This window comes from Eubacterium ramulus, assembly GCF_045002895.1.
GTDB lineage: Bacteria > Bacillota > Clostridia > Lachnospirales > Lachnospiraceae > Eubacterium_I > Eubacterium_I ramulus.
This window is the reverse complement of record NZ_CP173382.1, coordinates 1901025-1920405: the sequence shown is the minus strand read 5'-3', so window position 1 is coordinate 1920405 and position 19381 is coordinate 1901025. Positions and strand designations below refer to the sequence as shown.

Genomic DNA, 19381 nt, shown 5'->3' with positions numbered 1-19381 from the left:
TATGACGGATGGAGCAACACGCAGAATAGAACTGATGAATCGTTTAAAACAGGAAAAACGTCCATTGTCCGGAACGGAACTGGCAAAGGAGTTTGGCGTGAGCCGCCAGGTGATCGTGCAGGACATCGCACTGTTGCGTGCGACCAACCGCAATATCCTGAGCACAAATAAAGGATATGTGCTGTATGATCCGGAGCACGGTCAGAATCTGTGCCGGAGAATTTTTGCAGTGAACCATACCGACGCACAGATGCAGGAGGAACTGTATCTGATGGTTGATTGCGGCGGTTATGTCTGTGACGTGATCGTAGAGCATGAGATCTACGGACAGCTCAGTGCGGATCTGATTCTGAAAAACCGCCGGGATGTGGATGAGTTTATCCGGAAAATGGGTGAGACAGCGGATCTGCCATTAAAGGTCCTCACCGGCAACAGTCATCTCCATACGGTGGAAGCTGATTCTGAAAAAATACTGGATGAGATCGAGACCCGGCTGGCAGAAAAAGGATTTCTTAAAAATAAATAAAGAAAGCGCGCAAACAGACAAAAATCATAGAAAAATATGATACAATGAATAAGACGGCCAACCGATGTACTTTATATGAGGGACAGAAAGAAGGTCTGCCAAGTGAAATTCAGGAGGTTTTTTAGGATAGATGGCAGAAGAGACAGCGGAACGAGGGGAAAATGCCTATGACTGGCAAAGTTTGATGTTTTTATATAATGCGGCGATCAAGGAAGTCCGGACAAAGCTGGATATCATGAATGATGAATTTCAATACATTCACCAGTACAATCCAATTGAATATATCAAATCCCGCATAAAAACGCCGAACAGCATTGCAAAAAAATTAAGCCGGCACGGGCTGGAAAATACCATGGAAAACATGGTGGAGCATATCAATGATATTGCAGGTGTGCGTATCGTGTGCTCCTTTACATCCGATATCTATCGTCTGGCAGAGATGATTGGAAAGCAGAAAGAATTTACGATTCTTTATATCAAAGATTATATGAAGCATCCAAAGGAGAGCGGATACCGCAGCTATCACATGCTGATCACGGTTCCGATACAGACCACCAACGGGATCAATCCGACGAAAGTAGAGATTCAGATCAGGACCATTGCCATGGATTTCTGGGCAAGCCTGGAGCATAAGATCTATTACAAATTTGAGGGAAATGCTCCGGAGTATATCAGCCGGGAACTGCGGGATTGTGCGGCAATCACGTCCAAGCTGGATGCGAAAATGCTGTCACTGAATGAAGCGATCATTGCGGAAAAGGAACGGCAGCAGAGTGAAGAAGAACAATCGTGAGTGATAAATGCTATTTTTGATACTCACATCACAGCACACAGGTAACTACGATAATTACACAGGTAACTTCGATAAATGAGAGTATAGTTTACAAGATACAGGAGGAAATGAATGAGCGCAATCAAAGATATCAATCTTGCTCCATCCGGAGCACACAAAATAGACTGGGTTCGGAAAAACTGTCCGCTGCTTCGCAGTCTGGAAGATGATTTTTCCAAAGAAAGACCTTTTGAGGGCATCCGTATTGCTCTTTCCATTCATCTGGAGGCAAAGACCGCATATCTGTGCAAGGTACTGGCAGCAGGCGGTGCGGAAATGTATATCACAGGAAGTAACCCGCTTTCCACACAGGATGATGTGGCGGCAGCACTGGTGGCTGACGGTTTAAATGTATATGCATGGTATGACTGTACACCGGAAGAATATGATCAGCATATCACAAGTGTTCTGGAGAACAACTGCAATATCATCATTGATGACGGCGGTGATCTGGTGCATATGCTTCATACAAAGATGCAGGATAAACTGCAGTATGTCATCGGAGGTTGTGAGGAGACGACAACCGGTATCATCCGCCTGATCGCCATGGCAAAAAATGATGAACTGAAATTCCCGATGGTATTGGTAAATAATGCAGACTGCAAACATCTGTTTGACAACCGTTACGGAACCGGACAGTCTGTATTTGACGGTATCAACCGTACCACAAACCTGATTGTGGCAGGCAAATATGTGGTTGTTGCAGGATATGGCTGGTGTGGAAAAGGCGTGGCTATGCGTGCCAAAGGTCTGGGTGCAAAAGTTATTGTGACTGAAGTAGACCCGATCAAGGCGATTGAGGCAGTGATGGACGGATTTGATGTAATGCCGATGAACGAGGCAGCAAAGATCGGTGATTTCTTTATCACAGTAACCGGTTGTGCCGGCGTCATCAGCGAGGACGATTTCAAAGTGATGAAAAATGGCGCAATCCTGTGCAACGCAGGACATTTTGATGTAGAGATCGACATGAAACGTCTTCGTGAGATCGCACTGGATACCATTGATCAGCGTAAAAATATCGTAGGTTATCAGATTTCTGAGGATAAATGGATCTATGTACTGGCAGAAGGTCGTCTGGTCAATCTGGCAGCAGGTGATGGTCATCCGGCAGAAATCATGGATATGAGTTTCGCAATTCAGGCACTGAGTGCAAAATATCTGGTAGAAAATGCGAACAATCTGACAGAGAAACTGATCAGTGTTCCGCGTAACGTAGATCTGGAAGTTGCCAACAGAAAACTTCGTTTCCTTGGCAAATCCATTGATACATTGACACCGGAGCAGGAGAAATATCTGAATTCTTCCAATATTGACTTATAGGATAGAGCAGGATGCAAGAAAGGTCTGTTACATGCAGGAAAACATGTGGCAGGCCTTTTGTGGGAAATATGTGAAAGTGGGAGTCTTCTTGACTGAGATAAATTTTCTTGCAGTGCGTCTTTATTCATGGCATACTATAAGGAAGTGCAGTGTACCGTGGTTTCTGAAACAAAGAGGTCAGATTCCGGGGGTACATGGGTGGAATATGGAGGAATGAGAAGCGATATGAAGAAAAAAGGAATGGTGCTTTTTCTGACCGGTCTGCTGGGCATGTCCCTTTTCCTGGGCGGCTGTACCAGCAAATCAGAGAAGAAGGCACTGGAATATAAGCAGCTTGGTATCAGTCAGATGAAAGAAGCCAAATATGAGGATGCGGTCAGCAGTTTTCAGAAGGCTCTGGATCAGTCTCTGGGAAGGATCCGTGCACAGGAATTGGATGTGTGCTACTACAAGGCACTGGCACAGTACAAATCCGGAGATACCAAGGCAGCCATCAAGACTTATGACGGACTGGTGGATTATGATAAGAAAAACTGGGAAGTATACTATCTCAGAGGAAGTGTATTGCTGGCAGACGGACAGCCGGATGCCTGCCTGAAGGATTATGATAAGGCAGTGTCCCTGAATGATTCGGATGCGGAACTGTATGGACATATCAGCGAGAATCTGCAGAATGCAGGCAGGACGCAGGAAGCACAGAAATATCTGGAGCAGGGGTTGAAACTGAAACCATCTTCTGCATCTGATTATGAAAATATCGGGAAACTGTATGTCATCAAAGGTGATACGGAAAATGCGGTCAAAATGCTGACACAGGCGGCAGATAAGGGTGCGGACAGAGCATATCTGGCGCTTGGCAAACTGTATACTTCAGAGAAAAAGACGGAGGATGCAAAGGCTGCATTCCAGAAATATATGGAAAAACATCCAAAAGATGCGGATGCGCTGGAACAGCTGGCGTCCATTGCTGCAGATGCAGGGGATTATGCGGATGCGGCAACGTATTATAAAGATGCCATGGAAGCAGCCAGCGGAGATCAGGTGAAAGAGCTGCAGAAAGCTCTGGTGGCTGTATATGAGAAAAACGGTGATTTTGCATCTGCACTGGAAGAGGCAAAAGACTATGTGGCAGATTATCCGGAAGATGAGACGATGCAGAAAGAGTATGAATTTCTGCAGACCAGGGTACTTACCGGACTGGAGAATACCGGAACTGACAATACGCAGCAGGCGGATGATACAGCGGCAGATACAACAACGGAAGGAAACGGACAGTAAGTGGGAATCGTATACGAAAATGAACAGCCGGTGGAGCGCGTGATCCTGGTGGGAATCAGTGAGCGAAACGGCGATGATACAGAGAGTTCCCTGGCGGAGCTGGCAGAACTGGCAGCCACGGCAGGAGCTGAAGTAGTAGGCACGGTGATCCAGAATCTGGAACACATGCATCCGGGAACTTATGTAGGAACCGGTAAACTGGAAGAAATCCGGGATATGATCTGGGAAAAGGAGGCAACCGGAATCATCTGTGATGATGAACTTTCCCCGATCCAGATGAGAAATATGGAGCAGGTACTGGACAGCAAGGTCATGGATCGTACATTGCTGATCCTTGATATATTTGCGGCACGGGCACGGACCAGTGAAGGAAAGATACAGGTAGAGCTGGCGCAGCTGAAGTATCGTGCCAGCAGACTGGCGGGCTTCGGACGATCCATGTCCCGTCTGGGCGGCGGTATCGGAACCCGAGGACCGGGTGAGAAAAAGCTGGAGATCGACCGGCGTCTCATCGGTCACCGGACGGCACAGCTCAACCGGGAATTGAAGGAAGTAGTGCGGCACAGGGAACTGACCAGGAGCCAGAGGATGAAGAGTCACACAAAAGTGGCAGCTATCGTTGGTTATACCAATGCAGGAAAATCCACGCTTCTGAATACGCTGACGGATGCAGATGTTCTGGAGGAAGATCAGCTGTTTGCAACATTGGATCCGACGACAAGAATGTTGGAATTATCCAATCACCAGAACCTGATGCTGACAGATACCGTAGGTTTTATCCGGAAGCTGCCGCATCATCTGGTAGATGCTTTTAAGAGCACACTGGAAGAGGCGAAATATGCGGATTTTATTATTCATGTGGTAGATGCTTCCAATCCGCAGTGGGATGCACAGATGCACGTCGTGTATATGACGCTGCAGGATCTTGGTGTCGTGGATAAGAAGATTCTTACGGTATTTAATAAATGTGACCGGATCACCGGAGAGGAAATCTTGCAGGATTTCCGGGCAGATAAGACATTGCGTATTTCTGCGAAGACCGGCATGGGACTGGATACACTGAAAGAAGTATTCGAGGATATGCTCCGGGATGGAAAAGTGCTGCTCAAGCATACATTTCCATATGAAAAGGCCGGAGAGATTCAGAAAATCCGTAAATATGGAGAATTACTGAAGGAAGAGTATACACCGGAAGGCATCTATGTGGAGGCTTATGTGCCACCGGAACTGTAATAAAACATTGCGGCGAAGTGTTGAAAATGATAAAATAAAGAATAATGATTCCATGCAGAAGTGATGTATCAAAAAGCTGCTTCTGCAAATGGAATCGGAAGAAGAAAACTGTTATAAATACATGGGAAGAAAGGAAGACAGTCAAGGATGGTACTTTTGATAAAAAACGGAACAGTCATCAATCCCGGCGACAAAACGATGACAAAGGCAGATGTTCTGATCAAAGACGGGACAGTGGCTGAGGTTGCACCTGCGATAAAAGAGAAAGCAGATGAGGTTTATGATGCGAAAGGCTGTTATGTCATGCCAGGATTTATCGATCTGCATGTGCATCTGCGGGATCCGGGTCTGGAGTACAAAGAAGATATCCAGACAGGCGGTGCAGCAGCACTTCACGGAGGATTTACGACCATCGTTGCCATGCCGAATACAAAACCGGTGGCAGACCGTCCGGACGTGATCGATTATGTGAAGCATAAAGCAGAGGCTGTGACGAAAGTGCACGTGCTGCAGACCGGAGCGGTGACGAAAGGTCAGAAAGGCGAGGAACTGGCAGATATTCACGGAATGGCGGCAGCCGGAAGCCGGACTATCAGCGAAGATGGCAAATCAGTTATGAACGCACAGCTTTACCGGGAAGGTATGCAGGCAGCCGCTGAGGAAGGACTTGTCGTTCTTGCGCACTGCGAAGATATCAATATGGTGCATGGTGGTGTGATGAATGCGGATGCGAAAGCAAACGAACTCGGATTTGCAGGCATTACGAACTCTGTGGAGGACGTTATTGTGGCGCGGGATATCCTGCTGGCCAAAGAGACCGGAGTACGCCTGCATCTGTGCCACTGCTCTACAAAGGATAGCGTGCGTATGGTAGAACTGGCAAAAGAAGAAGGTCTGCCGGTGACAGCTGAAGTATGCCCACATCATTTCTGTATGACATCCGATGATATCACAGAGGATGATGGTAATTACAAAATGAATCCGCCACTTCGTACGAAAGAAGATGTGGAGGCGTTACAGAAAGGTCTGGCTGATGATATCATGGACGTGATCGCAACGGATCATGCACCTCACGCAGCCAGTGAGAAGGAGCAGGGCATCCAGAAAGCACCGTTTGGCATTGTCGGACTGGAGACTGCGGCAGCACTGACTTATACAGCGCTGGTAAAACCGGGTATTCTGACTCCGATGCAGATGGCAGAGAAGATGAGTTACAATCCGGCGAAGATCCTTGGTCTGGATAAAGGAACCGTGGAGGCCGGAAGTCCGGCGGATCTGACGATTTTTGACCCGGAATGTGAGTGGGTCATTGATCCGGCAGAGTTTTTATCCAAGGGCAAAAATACGCCGTTTGGTGGTAAAAAAGTGACCGGAAAAGTCATGGCAACCATCGTGGACGGAGAAATCGTGTATCAGGAGAAATAGACAGGATCTTCCCCCAAAAATAAACTATATATCATTTCAGAAAGAGGAGAACGAAGTATAATGATCAACAAGTTAGTAGAGAAAATCAAGAAAACAGGCGCACCAATCGTTGTCGGCTTAGATCCGATGCTTTCCTATGTACCGGAGCATATTCAGAAAAAATCTTTTGATGAGTATGGAGAGACACTGGAAGGTGCCGCAGATGCCATCTGGCAGTACAACAAGCAGATCATCGACAGCACTTACGATCTGATCCCGGCAGTAAAGCCGCAGATCGCCATGTATGAGCAGTTTGGTGTGGAAGGTCTGAAAGCATTCCAGAAAACCGTTGATTATTGTCATGAGAAAGATCTGGTAGTGATCGGTGATGTAAAGCGTGGAGATATCGGTTCTACTTCCGCAGCTTATGCAACCGGACATCTTGGAAAAGTCCAGGTAGGAAGCAAGACATACCGTACGTTTAATGAAGATTTCGCAACTGTAAACCCGTACCTTGGTACCGATGGAATCAAACCATTTGCAGATGTGTGTAAAGAGGAGAAAAAGGGTCTGTTCATCCTTGTAAAAACATCCAATCCGTCCAGCGGTGAGTTCCAGGATCGTCTCATTGACGGAAAACCACTGTACGAGCATGTGGCTGAGAAAGTAGCTGCATGGGGAGAAGATGTCATGGGCGACGAGTACAGCTATATCGGAGCTGTTGTAGGCGCTACTTATCCGGAGGTTGGCAAAGTATTGCGTCAGGTAATGCCAAAGAGCTTCATCCTGGTACCTGGTTATGGTGCACAGGGTGGAAAAGGTAAGGATCTGACTCATTATTTCAATAAAGACGGTCTGGGAGCAATCGTAAATTCTTCCAGAGGTATCATTGCTGCTTACAAACAGGAGAAATATGCTCAGTTTGGCGCAGAAAATTTTGCAGATGCTTCCCGTCAGGCAGTTATTGATATGATCGAGGACATCGCTTCCGCACTGAAATAAAAGGAGAAGGAAATGGCAGAGAAATTCAAAGAGCAGGCAGTGATCATCAGCCAGGAGGAGATTGCTCCGGCGATTTACAGCCTGTGGATCAAAACAGATAAAATCGCACAGTATGCAAAGGCTGGACAGTTTATTTCTATTTACTGTGAGGATGGAAGCAGATTGCTCCCGCGTCCGATCAGTATCTGCGAAATTGATAAAGAGGATTGTGCCCTGCATCTGGTATATCGTATTGCAGGCGCAGGAACCGAAGAATTTTCCCAGAAGCAGACCGGAGATCATCTCTCTGTGATGGGACCGCTTGGAAACGGTTTCCCGTTAAAGAGCAAAAAAGCATTTCTGATCGGTGGCGGTATCGGTATTCCGCCAATGCTGGAACTTGCAAAACAGTTAAACTGTGAAAAACAGATCATCCTCGGTTACCGCAACAGCGATATGTTCCTTCTGGATGAGTTCAAAAAACAGGGGGAAGTATATATTGCCACAGAGGATGGCAGTGTGGGATCAAAAGGAAATGTCCTGGATGCGATCCGGGAGAATGAGCTGGATGCGGAAGTCATCTATGCGTGTGGTCCGACACCGATGCTCCGTGCATTGAAACAATATGCGTCTGAAAACCATATGGAATGCTGGATCTCCATGGAGGAGAAGATGGCATGCGGTATCGGTGCATGCCTTGCCTGCGTATGTAAATCAAAAGAAGTAGATGGACATACAAATGTACATAACAAACGTGTCTGCAAGGAAGGTCCGGTATTTTTAGCAGAGGAGGTAGAACTGTAATGAATACAAAAGTAACGATTGCAGGAGTAACATTTGACAATCCGGTTATGGTTGCCTCCGGCACCTTTGGTTCCGGTGAAGAATTTTCCGAATTTGTAGATCTGAATCGCCTGGGCGCAGTAGTCACAAAAGGTGTGGCAAATATTCCGTGGCCGGGAAATCCGACTCCGCGTATTGCAGAAGTATACGGCGGTATGCTCAATGCCATCGGTCTGCAGAATCCGGGTATTGATGTGTTTGTGTCCAGAGATATTCCATTTCTGAAAAAATACGATACAAAGATCATTGTAAATGTCTGCGGAAAATCCACTGAGGATTACTGTGAAGTGGTGGAACGTCTGGCAGATCAGCCGGTAGATATGCTGGAAATCAATATTTCCTGCCCAAATGTCAAAGAGGGCGGTATTGCTTTCGGTCAGGATCCGAAAGCCGTAGAAGCAATCACAAGAGAAGTGAAAAAGCATGCAAAACAGCCGGTGATCATGAAACTGAGCCCGAATGTTACAGATATTACCGTGATGGCAAAAGCCGCAGAGGCAGGTGGCGCGGATGCCCTGTCCCTGATCAACACACTGACGGGCATGAAGATCGATGTCAACAAACGTGCGTTTGCAATTGCAAATAAGACAGGTGGATTGTCCGGTCCGGCAGTACATCCGATTGCAGTCCGTATGGTATATCAGGTGGCAAATGCAGTGAACCTTCCGATCATCGGAATGGGCGGCATCCAGAATACAGAAGATGCGCTGGAACTGATTCTGGCAGGAGCTACGGCTGTCAGTGTCGGAACTGCAAATTTTGCAAATCCGATGGTGACCATGGAGATCGTGGACGGTATCGAGCAGTATATGCAGATGCATGGTGTGGCGGATATCAATGAACTGATCGGGGCCGTAAAATAAAATTTTGTTTATCTGTGTAAAGGGCAAATCTGAAGCAGAAATCCAGACAGACACGGATGATTTTCTACCTCCGCTGCGCCGCTTATCTCCGCCTCCTCCCGCGAACTCGCACGCAAAAACAGCGTGCTCAGACACACTCACGGAGGCGGGCTATGCTCGCTGCGGTGACGAAAATCAACCTACCGTCTTGTCTTGGATTTTGCTTTCAGATTTGCCCATTTTACGTGATGGCACCGCGTGCCACGCATGCATCCAATCTTTGAAACATCTTGTCGCATGCGCAGATTTACACAGAGAAAAGAAAAAACGAAAGGAATTGGCTATTTACGCGACCTTTGACTATATACAAAAAGAACTGCTCAACTTTTAAATTCGTTACTGCTTGTTCCGAATTACCCTAAACAAGAATTCTGCCAATTTCATTGGCTCGGTTGTATCAAAAACCGGTAGATTTTCGGGTGTAGGATCATACGGAAAATCAGCAACATAGGCAATAGTATTTTCAAGGTTGCCGACTGGTGTCTCATGATACCCTCTGCGAAGTAACTGAATTTTCGGCTGTGATCCGAATTTGTAGCCTTCGATCAGGATGAGATCTGCATCTTTCACAGAGGATATCAGCTGATGCAGAGACGGTTCTCCGGCAGTGTGGTTTTCCAGGCGGGCGGTCTGATCGGGACCGCACAGGATCATCGTATCCACACCGGCTTTTCGCAGACGATAGCTGTCTTTTCCGGGCTGATCCAGTTCAAAACCATGCGCGTCGTGTTTGATCAGGGCAATGCGAAGTCCTTTTTCTTTCAGGCAGGCAACCAGTTTTTCCAGATAGGTTGTTTTTCCTGTACCTGATTTTGCAGAAAATGAGACGTATGGAATTGGCTGGTCTGATTGAGAAATAAAATCAGGCGGAAACAGTGCGGGCTGTTTTTCTGCCAGCATTTGCAGGGCATGGTAGTAGGATGGCATATCGTTCATGTTATAAAAGTGTTCCTGGGGAACGAGGATGTCAGAGATAACAGTGTGTTCCGGTGTCAGGAGCTGGCGCAGGCGATAGTTTTCTGCCTGTATCATGTGTTTGATGACAGGAAGGCAGGTTTTTGCATAGGCTGCGGAAAGGGGCTGCATTCCGCGGGTCGGATGTTTTAGGACGCAGGCATATTTTGACGGATTCGTTTCAATGGCCTGCTCCAGTGTCTGGCATATTGTAAGGGCAGCATTTGTGCTTGTAAATGGTGCATCTACCGGTGTGAAAAACAGCAGATCCTCTGTAACAGCAGAAAGACAGCTGTACAGTCCTCCCAGCGGACCGATTTTTTCAACGCAGTCAGGAATGGCTGTGCAATCCAGTCTGGCAGCAAGCTGCATCCAGGAATCTGTCATTTTCGGAACGGATAAATATATTTTTTCAAAGTAAGGGCGAAAACGCCGAACCTGATATTCCATCAGGGTATATTCTCCGAAAGGGAGGAAGGCTTTGTTTGTGCCCATGCGGGTGCTGAGTCCGCCACAGAGAAGGACAAGTGCATATGACATAATTAACTCCTTAATCGTTTAAATTCATATATCGAGTATATTCCAAATGAAGAACAAAAAGCAATAGAAAAAGGTGGAAATATATTATGCGACTTACAACTTTATGTTATATAGAAAAAGATGGAAAATATCTGATGCTTCATCGGACGAAAAAAAAGAATGATGAGAATCATGATAAGTGGATCGGTGTCGGTGGAAAGTTTGAGCCGGGAGAAAGTCCGGATGAGTGCCTGATCCGTGAAGTAAAAGAGGAAACGGGACTGACGTTGACAACCTATCAGTTTCGCGGGATTGTGACGTTTTGTTCCGATGAATGGGAAGATGAATATATGCATCTGTTTACTGCGACAGAGTTTGAACGCAGGTCGCAAAGCGACTGCGTTCATGAGCAAGTAGCGAAAGCGGATTGCGAATGTCCGCTTTACGGAGAATTGACAGAATGCAGGGAAGGTACACTGGAATGGGTGGACAAAGAAAAGGTATTGTCACTTCCGACATGGGAGGGAGATCATCTGTTTTTAGAACGTCTGCTGTCGGATGATCCGCAATTTTTTTCACTGAAAGTTGTGTATGAAGGAGAACATCTTGCTAAATGGACATTTTATTGATATGAGAAAAAAGAAGGTACAACGGATACTGTGGTAACTATTAAACAAAAATAAAAACTCCGGATTGGCTTCAAGGTATGAAGCTGACCCGGAGTTTTTGTTTTTGCAGGATTATTTCTTAGGTGTAACGATTAGCGTTCACATTTCCAGAAAAATGCGCTGTACGGCGGAAGTTCACTGCCTCCACCAAAATCATGTGTATTACCTGTGATCAGGTCAACGGCAGTGCCACAGCCTGCGTCAAAATGAGCGGTATATGGTACGTTGTCGGCATTAATTGCAACCAGTACACGTTCGGAATCTGTTTTTCGTTCAAAAATGCACTGGCGGTTTGTCAGTACGACAGAGCGGAAATCGCCATAATTTAATGCATTGCTGGCTTTTTTTGCGGCAGCAAGTTTGGAAATCCATGCGGTCAGGTCATTTTCCACCGGAGCATCAAAGCAGGCGCGTAATGCCGGATCACCTTCGCTTTTGTTTGCTTTTGCACCCCATTCACTTCCATAGTATACACACGGAATGCCCGGCATACCAAAGCACAGGGCATAGATCAGTGGCAGATGCTGTTCATTGGTCAGATTGCTTGCAATGCGGCTGACATCGTGGTTATCTACAAAGCAGAGCAGATGCTTGCCCCGGTAGAGTGTCCAGTTTTCCGGACCGAATTGACGCAGGAGTGAGTGGATGATCTCGAACATATTCATGGAGTTGAAACTGGAGAACAGTCCTTTGTAACATTCGTAGTTTGTTGCCGAATGCAGCATGGAATCATTCATCAGACGGTTGTAATCGCCGTGCAGCATTTCACCCACCAGGAAGAAATCCGGTTTCAGGCTGTCACAGAATGCCCGGAGTTCCCGTACAAAGTTCTCATCCAGACAGTAGGCTACATCAAGACGCAGGCCATCGATATCAAATTCCTCCACCCAGCTTCGGATACTGTCAAAAATATGCTGTTTCACATCCGGATGGCAGAGATTCAGTTTTACCAGGTCATAATTGCCTTCCCAGCCCTCATACCACAGCCCGTCATTGTAGTTGGAGTTTCCGTCAAAGCTGATATGGAACCAGTCTTTGTACGGCGAATCCCAGCGTTTTTCCAGGACATCCTGAAATGCCCAGAATCCGCGGCCGACATGATTGAATACGCCGTCCAGCACGACTTTGATTCCTTCCTTGTGCAATGCCTGGCAGACATCGGCAAAATCTTCGTTTGTGCCCAGACGTACGTCGATTTTACGGAAATCTCTGGTATTATATCCATGGGTATCGGATTCAAATACCGGTGAAAAATAGATCGCATTCGCACCAAGATTTTTGATGTGTGGAATCCAGTCGATGACCTTTCGGATCCGCGGTGTCAGGACACCGTCATTTTCAAAAGGTGCTCCGCAGAATCCAAGCGGATAAATCTGATAAAATACACTTTCGTAAGCCCACATAATTCAAGCCCTCATTTCTTAAATAATAAAACATTTATAAAAAGCCTGTATCTGTGCAGAGCCATTTTGCCGGACAGATACAGAGTTTATGACAATACTTATGATAATTCTTTTGCGTCCACATCAATGAGAGAGGAAGTACAGTTCGGACAGCGGGTTGCTTCGATACTGATCTCAGACATACAGTACGGACATTTTTTTGTGGTCGGAGCTGCCGGTTTTTCCGGTTCCGGTCTGCGCAGTTTGTTTAAGAATTTTACAATACAGAATACAACCAGTGCCATAATGATAAAATTGATCACATTGGAGATAAAGGAACCGTATTTGAATACAGCAGCACCGGCTTTTTCAGCAGCGGCCAGTGTCTCGTAGTGGGAACCGTCCAGGGTGAGAAACAGATTGGAAAAATCGATTTTTCCGGTAAAGATACCGAGAATCGGATTGATGATGTCATTTACCAGGGAATTTACGATGCCGGTAAATGCACTTCCGATGATCATACCTATGGCAAGATCCATCATATTGCCTTTTAAGGCAAATTCTTTGAATTCCTGAATGAATTTTTTCATAATAGTACATAGCCTCCTTATGTATGGTGATGCCAAGCTGCATAAAAGTGGAGCGTCAGCTTCACGATATGCGAATATTGGGTAGAATTGTGGGAGTACGAAGTACGGATCAATTCGTATGGCATCTTTAGAACCCAACATTATGTCATTAGTATATCATAGGACATCTTTTTTGTGTACAAAAGAAATGAAAATGAGAGAAAAGAACGAAAGAATTCGTCGAAATTTACAAAAATATAGGCGAATTACTGGTAAGACCAAATTAGCGATGACAAACCAGAGCGGTTGTGTTACACTTAATCAGTAAAATAATGCATTATATACGATATGTAAATAGCGGAAAGAATTGCAGAGATGCACAAAAAAATATGCTATGCATTGCACGACGTGCATCTCGCAGCAAGAATGTCGAGGGCATTCTTAAATAAGATAAAGCAATACGGATTGTTGCTGGAAATGGGAGAGAGATGGAATTATGACAATTGTTACTACGATGTGCAAATTATTGTTTGCAATGTTGATTGGTTTTTACCTGTTTAAGAAAGATATTCTGACAAAAGAAGTTAACGCGAAACTTTCAAGTCTGATCGTACAGATCACATGTCCATGTATTATTCTGAACAGTCTGTCTACCGTGTCACATGAAGATACCGGTATGATCCTGAAGCTGTTTCTGGCGGGAGTGGTGATGTATGTGATCTTTCCGATCCTGTCCTGGATCATCACAAAGATCATGCGTGTCCCGGCGCATCTGCGTGGGACTTACATGTGCATGCTTATTTTTTCAAATAACTCATTTATGGGTTATCCGGTGGTACAGGCGTTATATGGTGACAGTGCGATTTTTTATATTACGATCTTCAACATGCCATTCAGTATCCTGTTTTTCTCCATGGGTCTGCATCTGCTGAAAAAAGACGCGGCCATCGAGTCCGGGAATTATGTAAAAGAAAAAATGAACTTCCGCAGTTTTATCAACAACGGAATCATTGCTTCCATTGCATCACTGGTCATCTATTTTGCAAACATTCCGATGCCGGATATTTTCTACTCCTGTGTGGGATTTGTGGGAAATATCACGACACCGTTGTCCATGATCATCATCGGAGCATCCATGGCGGCTTCCTCTCTGGGTGATATCAAAAAGGAACGTGGTATCTGGCCGATGCTTCCGATCCGTCTGGCAGTGATGCCGGTGATCGTGTGGCTGTTCATGCATCTTGTGACAAAGGATGTGTCACTGATCAATATCTGTACGATTGGTGCAGGTATGCCGGTAGCTTCTCTGGTTGCCATGGGTGCGGCACCGTATCCGCGGCAGAGCCAGTCCGCTTCCATCGGTGTGGCAATCTCTACCATCTTATCACTGGTGACGATACCGATCATGGCAGTGCTGCTGGGAGCCTGAACGCAGAATAAGCAAGTAGCAAAAGCGGATTGCGAATGTCCGCTTGAAATATAAATAGAAAATGTACCGGAGTAGTGGTAAAATATTTCAGATAGAGAAAAAGTTAGTAAAAGGAGGTAAGTATCATGTATCAGGCAAAAGAGACAAGATATGACAAAATGGTATACAACCGTTGTGGAAACAGCGGCTTAAAACTGCCGGAAGTTTCCCTTGGATTCTGGCACAATTTCGGAGATACCGGAGTATATGAAAATATGCGGCAGATGGTAGTTACTGCTTTTGACAATGGTATCACACATTTTGATCTGGCCAATAATTACGGACCGGAGTATGGAAGTGCGGAAGCAAATCTAGGAAAACTGCTGAAAGAGAATTTTACCGCTTACCGGGATGAGCTGATCATCAGTACAAAAGCCGGTTATGATATGTGGAAAGGTCCTTACGGCGACTGGGGCAGCCGTAAATATCTGCTGGCAAGTCTGGATCAGAGTCTGGAAAGACTGGGACTGGAGTATGTGGATATTTTTTACCATCACCGGATGGATCCGAATACTCCGTTAGAGGAGACTATGGGAGCACTGGATCAGGCGGTAAAAAGCGGAAAAGCATTGTATGCCGGAATTTCCAATTATGACGGTGAGACGATGAAACGCGCAGCAGCGATTATGAGAGAACTGCATTGCCCGTTTGTCATTAACCAGAACCGTTATTCTATTTTTGACCGTACCATTGAGCAGAACGGGTTAAAACAGGCGGCACAGGAAGAGGGCAAGGGAATCATTGCATTCAGTCCATTGGCACAGGGGATGCTGACCGACCGTTATCTGAATGGGATTCCTGCTGACAGCCGCGTTAATACAGATGGCCGGTTCCTGAAAAAAGAGCAGTTGACAGACAGTAAGATTCATCAGATCCGGGCGTTGAATGAGATCGCAAAACAGCGTGGCGAGAGCCTGGCACAGATGGCTCTGAAATGGGTATTAAAGGATGATGTAGTCACCAGTGTACTGATCGGGGCATCCAGACCGCAGCAGATCCTGGATAATATTAAAGTGATAGAAAGTGCCGGATTTACAGAGGAAGAACTTAGCTTGATTGATGAGGTTTCAGTGGAAAAGAAGGCTTAATCTGTCTGATGCAGCAAGAAAATGAACGCAGAATAAGCATTCCCCCGCTTCAAGTGCGTAGAGCACTAAGCGGGGGGTAAGGGGGATGCTTATGTCAGTGGGAGTTAAAAGCTCCCACTGACAGGTCGCAAAGCGACTGCGTTCATGAGCAAGTAGCGAAAGCGGATTGCGAATGTCCGCTTTACTTATATTCCGGGGAAATATCATTCAGATCGAATGCATGTGGAAATAGTGCGAGGATATTCCTGAAGTGTTAGAAGGGAGTATATAGATAGAGATAAATGTGGATAATACTTATCGTTGTGGCAGCAGTTGTTATTTTGCTGTGGATGGTAATTGGATATGTGGGATTCCGGACGGCTATCTGCCGTGGACATGAGTTGAATATTGCAGACCGGGAGGCATTGAAAGGCACATCCTGGGATCAGTATTATGAGGAAATCCAGGAGGGAATCGAATGGATCAACCGGCAGGAGGCAGAAGATATTTTTATCCGGTCTGAGGATGGCTTCAAGCTGCATGGCCGTCTGATGGATCAGCCAGGAGCAAAAGGAACGGTACTGATGTTTCATGGATACCGCACCCATCCGGAGGTGGATTTTTCCGCCTCTTCCCATGTGTATTATGAATGTGGTAATCGGATCGTACATATTGATCAGCGTGCCGCAGGCGAAAGCGAAGGAAAGTACATCGGATTCGGGGTACTGGAGAGCAGAGACTGCTGTCTGTGGGCGCAGTATATTGCAAAACGGTTTGGACCGGATCAGAAAATCATTCTGGCCGGGCTGTCCATGGGAGCATCTACGGTGCTGATGGCCACTGCACACCATGAAAAAAAGCTGATTCCAATCAGTATTTCCACAGAAAAAACGATGGAAGTGTGTATGGAACTTCCGGAAAATGTGACGGGAATCGTGGCGGACAGTGCGTTTTCATCGCCTTATGATATTATAAAAAAAAGAATCCACACAATGTTTCATTGCAAGGGGAATCTGATTACGGTATCAATCGGGATCTGGAGTCGTTTTTATGCACACTATGGGCTGAAAACATTGTCTGTGCCGGAAGTAATGAAAGAAAATACGATTCCGGTACTGTTTGTGCACGGAATGGCAGACAGTAATGTACCGGTGGAAATGACGATTCAGGCTGCCAAAAACTGCATCGCACCGAAAAAACTGCTTTTGGTGGAAGGCGCAGAGCATGGCACCGGTTATTTGGTAGATAATGCAGGCTATGTGCAGGCATTACAAGAGTTTTGTTGTGTAAGCAGTGCAGAGAGACACTAAAATCTGTAAATTTAACAGAGTAAATTTAGAACTTCTGCAATTTTCTCTCAAGGAGCGATTTCTAGCGGCTGAGATAAAATTGTAGAAGTTCGTATTATAAAATTTAATCTAAAACGGAAAATCAAGAATTCATATCTCGTGATTTCTGCACGCATGCTCTCTGTGCTTCAATGACAGCATTGCGCAGGCCCGCTTTTTCCAATGTTGCGACAGCTTCGATGGTAGTGCCGCCCGGAGAGCATACAGCATCTTTCAGTTCGCCCGGATGCTTTCCTGTCTCAAGTACCATCTTGGCGGAACCAAGTACGGCCTGCGCAGCAAATTTATATGCCTGTGCACGCGGCATGCCATCTGCCACAGCGGCATCTGCCATTGCTTCAATAAACATGTATACATATGCAGGAGAAGATCCGCTGACACCGATAACGGTATCTATCATAGATTCGCTGACTACCTCGGATTTACCAAAACTGTTGAAAATAGCCTGAATTTCAGCCAGATCTTCATCGGTAACGGCATCGTTGCAGCATATAGCACTCATAGCTGCACCAACCATAGCCGGAGTATTTGGCATGACACGCACTAATTTGATGGAATTTTCAAATATTTCTTCTATGCGCTCGATCGTCTGTCCGGCAGCAATTGATACGATGATCGCATTTTCTTTCACTGCATGTCGGATTTCAGGAATTACTTTGTGAAACATATTTGGTTTTATGGCCAAAAAAAGAATATCTGCTTTTTGAGCAGCGGCTTTGTTGTCTGTAGTAGCTTCAATGTGTAAAGTTTCTTTCAGACGAATAACAGAAGATTCGTGTGCGGCAGTTGCACAGATATGGTCACTGTCTGACAGTCCGGAAGAGAGGATCCCGCTGATGATGGCAGTAGCCATATTTCCACCGCCAATGAAACTGATCATTTTTTTGTTCATGTTTTTCAATTCCTTTCAATAATAGTAAGTTCAAGACGAACGCACGTGAGACTTGGTGCGTGATTCTGGTCAGCGAAAGCTGACATATTCTTCTCAGAATCACTGCACATCCTCAGCACTTCGTGCAAACGATGCATACTTTCTTGTTTTTTTATGAAAGAAGGAGTGCCAGAAATACATACTTGTACTTGGTGGCACCCCTATCATGGTTGATTTATTTCAGGCTGAGTTGAGTAGAATCACGCACTAGGTCTCACGTGCGTTCGACTTGAACTCAGTCTGAGAAGATTCGGAAACGATTCCGGTTTTATTTAGAAATCTGTGAAGTTTTTCTCTTTACGTTTCTCAAGGAAAGCAGTCATTCCTTCTGTTTTGTCATGTGTAGAGCATGTCATACCGAAGAGGTTTGCTTCGTACTCAACCGCATTCTTGATATCCATGTCATAACCATTGTTGATAGCAGCTTTTGCAATTGCAACCGCATAGCTTGCGTTACGTGCAATCTTACCGGCTAATTTTTTAGCAGTAGCCATAAGCTCTTCCTGCGGAACAACTTTGTTTACAAGACCGATTCTGTAAGCCTCGGCAGCATCAATGTTCTGGCATGCAAAGATCATTTCTTTTGCACGTCCCATACCAACCAGGCGGGCAAGTCTCTGTGTACCACCGAATCCCGGGATAATTCCAAGACCGCATTCCGGCTGTCCGAATAATGCATTTTCAGAAGCAATACGGATATCACAAGCCATGGAAATCTCGCATCCACCGCCTAATGCAAAACCGTTTACAGCTGCGATTGTAACCTGACGCATGTTCTGTAATTTGAAGAATGGTTCGGAAGCTCTCATACCGAAAGCACGTCCTTCTGCTGCGGAGAAGTTTACCATCTCAGAGATGTCTGCACCTGCAACAAATGATTTTTCGCCGGCACCGGTAAGGATTACGACTTTGATGTCATCTCTTCCTTCAATCTCAGTAAGAACTTCGTTTAACTCTGTCAGTGTCTCACTGTTCAGGGCATTTAATGCCTTTGGTCTGTTGATAGTAAGTACGGCGATTGGGCCTTCTACTTCTAAAAGTAAATTATTCATTTCAAATACCTCCTGTTTTGGTAAATGTACGGTCATAATCTCTTTAAACAAGTTTAGAATTCTTCATTTAAAAGGGGTGGAACGTACATGTAATTTATGT

The 19381-nt window shown here is 45.6% G+C and carries 18 protein-coding genes; 13 read left to right on the top strand and 5 right to left on the bottom strand.

Translation table 11 applies throughout. From position 1 onward, the window contains the following. Nucleotide 1 precedes the first annotated feature (1 nt). The 9 genes from ACIRUQ_RS09160 to ACIRUQ_RS09120 all read left to right on the top strand — a co-directional run bounded on the left by ACIRUQ_RS09160 (nt 2) and on the right by ACIRUQ_RS09120 (nt 9283). Nucleotides 2-526, top strand: coding sequence for a transcription repressor NadR (locus ACIRUQ_RS09160; protein ID WP_055289441.1), 525 nt, complete (start codon nt 2-4; stop codon nt 524-526). Nucleotides 527-656: 130 nt separating this feature from the next. Continuing rightward, entirely contained in the window at nt 657-1319 is a 663-nt protein-coding gene (locus ACIRUQ_RS09155; protein ID WP_021738176.1) for a GTP pyrophosphokinase family protein, read from the top strand. 111 nt (nt 1320-1430) lie between these two features. Next, the gene (locus ACIRUQ_RS09150; protein ID WP_022036070.1) at nt 1431-2681 is read left to right on the top strand and encodes an adenosylhomocysteinase; all 1251 of its coding nucleotides are present in this window, start codon (nt 1431-1433) and stop codon (nt 2679-2681) included. Between the two features lie 225 nt (nt 2682-2906). Then, a complete protein-coding gene (locus ACIRUQ_RS09145) occupies nt 2907-3959 on the top strand; it encodes a lipopolysaccharide assembly protein LapB (protein WP_172679873.1) in 1053 nt (350 codons plus the stop codon). Further along, nucleotides 3960-5192 carry a GTPase HflX gene (hflX, locus tag ACIRUQ_RS09140; RefSeq protein ID WP_021738179.1) on the top strand — a complete coding sequence of 411 codons (1233 nt, stop codon included), beginning with the start codon at nt 3960-3962 and terminating at the stop codon, nt 5190-5192. A gap of 147 nt (nt 5193-5339) precedes the next feature. Next, nucleotides 5340-6617 (top strand): dihydroorotase, encoded by a 1278-nt coding sequence (locus tag ACIRUQ_RS09135; RefSeq protein WP_021738180.1) that lies wholly within the window; start codon nt 5340-5342, stop codon nt 6615-6617. Between the two features lie 60 nt (nt 6618-6677). Next, nucleotides 6678-7598: an orotidine-5'-phosphate decarboxylase gene (gene pyrF / locus ACIRUQ_RS09130; protein WP_021738181.1), complete on the top strand. Its 921-nt coding sequence runs from the start codon at nt 6678-6680 to the stop codon at nt 7596-7598. A gap of 12 nt (nt 7599-7610) precedes the next feature. After that, nucleotides 7611-8381 (top strand): dihydroorotate dehydrogenase electron transfer subunit, encoded by a 771-nt coding sequence (locus ACIRUQ_RS09125; RefSeq protein ID WP_055289445.1) that lies wholly within the window; start codon nt 7611-7613, stop codon nt 8379-8381. Continuing rightward, the gene (locus ACIRUQ_RS09120; RefSeq protein ID WP_021738183.1) at nt 8381-9283 is read left to right on the top strand and encodes a dihydroorotate dehydrogenase; all 903 of its coding nucleotides are present in this window, start codon (nt 8381-8383) and stop codon (nt 9281-9283) included. Before ACIRUQ_RS09125 ends, ACIRUQ_RS09120 begins: the two co-directional genes overlap by 1 nt. 375 nt (nt 9284-9658) lie before the next feature. Here the strand turns inward: ACIRUQ_RS09120 and mobB are convergent, their stop codons facing one another. Next, complete coding sequence (mobB, locus tag ACIRUQ_RS09115) at nt 9659-10816, bottom strand: molybdopterin-guanine dinucleotide biosynthesis protein B (RefSeq protein WP_055289447.1); 1158 nt, start codon at nt 10814-10816, stop codon at nt 9659-9661. Between the two features lie 86 nt (nt 10817-10902). On the opposite strand from mobB, the gene ACIRUQ_RS09110 reads away from it, so the two are divergent. Next, the gene (locus ACIRUQ_RS09110) at nt 10903-11424 is read left to right on the top strand and encodes an 8-oxo-dGTP diphosphatase (RefSeq protein WP_021738185.1); all 522 of its coding nucleotides are present in this window, start codon (nt 10903-10905) and stop codon (nt 11422-11424) included. A 131-nt stretch (nt 11425-11555) separates the two neighbouring features. Here ACIRUQ_RS09110 and ACIRUQ_RS09105 read toward each other — a convergent pair whose 3' ends face one another. Both ACIRUQ_RS09105 and mscL read right to left on the bottom strand, forming a co-directional pair. Then, nucleotides 11556-12866 carry an alpha-amylase family glycosyl hydrolase gene (locus tag ACIRUQ_RS09105; RefSeq protein WP_022036065.1) on the bottom strand — a complete coding sequence of 437 codons (1311 nt, stop codon included), beginning with the start codon at nt 12864-12866 and terminating at the stop codon, nt 11556-11558. Nucleotides 12867-12964: 98 nt separating this feature from the next. Next, nucleotides 12965-13435 (bottom strand): large conductance mechanosensitive channel protein MscL, encoded by a 471-nt coding sequence (gene mscL, locus ACIRUQ_RS09100; protein ID WP_022036064.1) that lies wholly within the window; start codon nt 13433-13435, stop codon nt 12965-12967. Between the two features lie 475 nt (nt 13436-13910). Here mscL and ACIRUQ_RS09095 point away from each other — a divergent pair, with 475 nt between their 5' ends. The 3 genes from ACIRUQ_RS09095 to ACIRUQ_RS09085 all read left to right on the top strand — a co-directional run bounded on the left by ACIRUQ_RS09095 (nt 13911) and on the right by ACIRUQ_RS09085 (nt 17259). Next, complete coding sequence (locus ACIRUQ_RS09095; RefSeq protein WP_055289450.1) at nt 13911-14843, top strand: AEC family transporter; 933 nt, start codon at nt 13911-13913, stop codon at nt 14841-14843. A gap of 125 nt (nt 14844-14968) precedes the next feature. Next, nucleotides 14969-15970 (top strand): L-glyceraldehyde 3-phosphate reductase, encoded by a 1002-nt coding sequence (gene mgrA, locus ACIRUQ_RS09090; RefSeq protein ID WP_055289452.1) that lies wholly within the window; start codon nt 14969-14971, stop codon nt 15968-15970. 281 nt (nt 15971-16251) lie between these two features. Then, nucleotides 16252-17259, top strand: a complete 1008-nt coding sequence (locus ACIRUQ_RS09085; protein WP_055289454.1) for an alpha/beta hydrolase — start codon at nt 16252-16254, stop codon at nt 17257-17259. 121 nt (nt 17260-17380) lie between these two features. Here the strand turns inward: ACIRUQ_RS09085 and proC are convergent, their stop codons facing one another. Both proC and ACIRUQ_RS09075 read right to left on the bottom strand, forming a co-directional pair. After that, a complete protein-coding gene (proC, locus tag ACIRUQ_RS09080; protein WP_055289456.1) occupies nt 17381-18190 on the bottom strand; it encodes a pyrroline-5-carboxylate reductase in 810 nt (269 codons plus the stop codon). Nucleotides 18191-18501: 311 nt separating this feature from the next. Further along, nucleotides 18502-19281: an enoyl-CoA hydratase-related protein gene (locus tag ACIRUQ_RS09075; RefSeq protein WP_022036059.1), complete on the bottom strand. Its 780-nt coding sequence runs from the start codon at nt 19279-19281 to the stop codon at nt 18502-18504. Nucleotides 19282-19381: the final 100 nt, after the last annotated feature.

What these genes read in the sequence shown, in the direction of transcription:
- ACIRUQ_RS09160 (WP_055289441.1), top strand. Translation starts at nt 2, where the DNA reads ATGACGGATGGAGCAACACGCAGAATAGAACTGATGAATCGTTTAAAA.
- ACIRUQ_RS09155 (WP_021738176.1), top strand. Translation starts at nt 657, where the DNA reads ATGGCAGAAGAGACAGCGGAACGAGGGGAAAATGCCTATGACTGGCAA.
- ACIRUQ_RS09150 (WP_022036070.1), top strand. Translation starts at nt 1,431, where the DNA reads ATGAGCGCAATCAAAGATATCAATCTTGCTCCATCCGGAGCACACAAA.
- ACIRUQ_RS09145 (WP_172679873.1), top strand. Translation starts at nt 2,907, where the DNA reads ATGAAGAAAAAAGGAATGGTGCTTTTTCTGACCGGTCTGCTGGGCATG.
- ACIRUQ_RS09135 (WP_021738180.1), top strand. Translation starts at nt 5,340, where the DNA reads ATGGTACTTTTGATAAAAAACGGAACAGTCATCAATCCCGGCGACAAA.
- pyrF (WP_021738181.1), top strand. Translation starts at nt 6,678, where the DNA reads ATGATCAACAAGTTAGTAGAGAAAATCAAGAAAACAGGCGCACCAATC.
- ACIRUQ_RS09125 (WP_055289445.1), top strand. Translation starts at nt 7,611, where the DNA reads ATGGCAGAGAAATTCAAAGAGCAGGCAGTGATCATCAGCCAGGAGGAG.
- ACIRUQ_RS09120 (WP_021738183.1), top strand. Translation starts at nt 8,381, where the DNA reads ATGAATACAAAAGTAACGATTGCAGGAGTAACATTTGACAATCCGGTT.
- mobB (WP_055289447.1), bottom strand. Translation starts at nt 10,816, where the DNA reads ATGTCATATGCACTTGTCCTTCTCTGTGGCGGACTCAGCACCCGCATG.
- ACIRUQ_RS09110 (WP_021738185.1), top strand. Translation starts at nt 10,903, where the DNA reads ATGCGACTTACAACTTTATGTTATATAGAAAAAGATGGAAAATATCTG.
- ACIRUQ_RS09105 (WP_022036065.1), bottom strand. Translation starts at nt 12,866, where the DNA reads ATGTGGGCTTACGAAAGTGTATTTTATCAGATTTATCCGCTTGGATTC.
- mscL (WP_022036064.1), bottom strand. Translation starts at nt 13,435, where the DNA reads ATGAAAAAATTCATTCAGGAATTCAAAGAATTTGCCTTAAAAGGCAAT.
- ACIRUQ_RS09095 (WP_055289450.1), top strand. Translation starts at nt 13,911, where the DNA reads ATGACAATTGTTACTACGATGTGCAAATTATTGTTTGCAATGTTGATT.
- mgrA (WP_055289452.1), top strand. Translation starts at nt 14,969, where the DNA reads ATGTATCAGGCAAAAGAGACAAGATATGACAAAATGGTATACAACCGT.
- ACIRUQ_RS09085 (WP_055289454.1), top strand. Translation starts at nt 16,252, where the DNA reads ATGTGGATAATACTTATCGTTGTGGCAGCAGTTGTTATTTTGCTGTGG.
- proC (WP_055289456.1), bottom strand. Translation starts at nt 18,190, where the DNA reads ATGAACAAAAAAATGATCAGTTTCATTGGCGGTGGAAATATGGCTACT.
- ACIRUQ_RS09075 (WP_022036059.1), bottom strand. Translation starts at nt 19,281, where the DNA reads ATGAATAATTTACTTTTAGAAGTAGAAGGCCCAATCGCCGTACTTACT.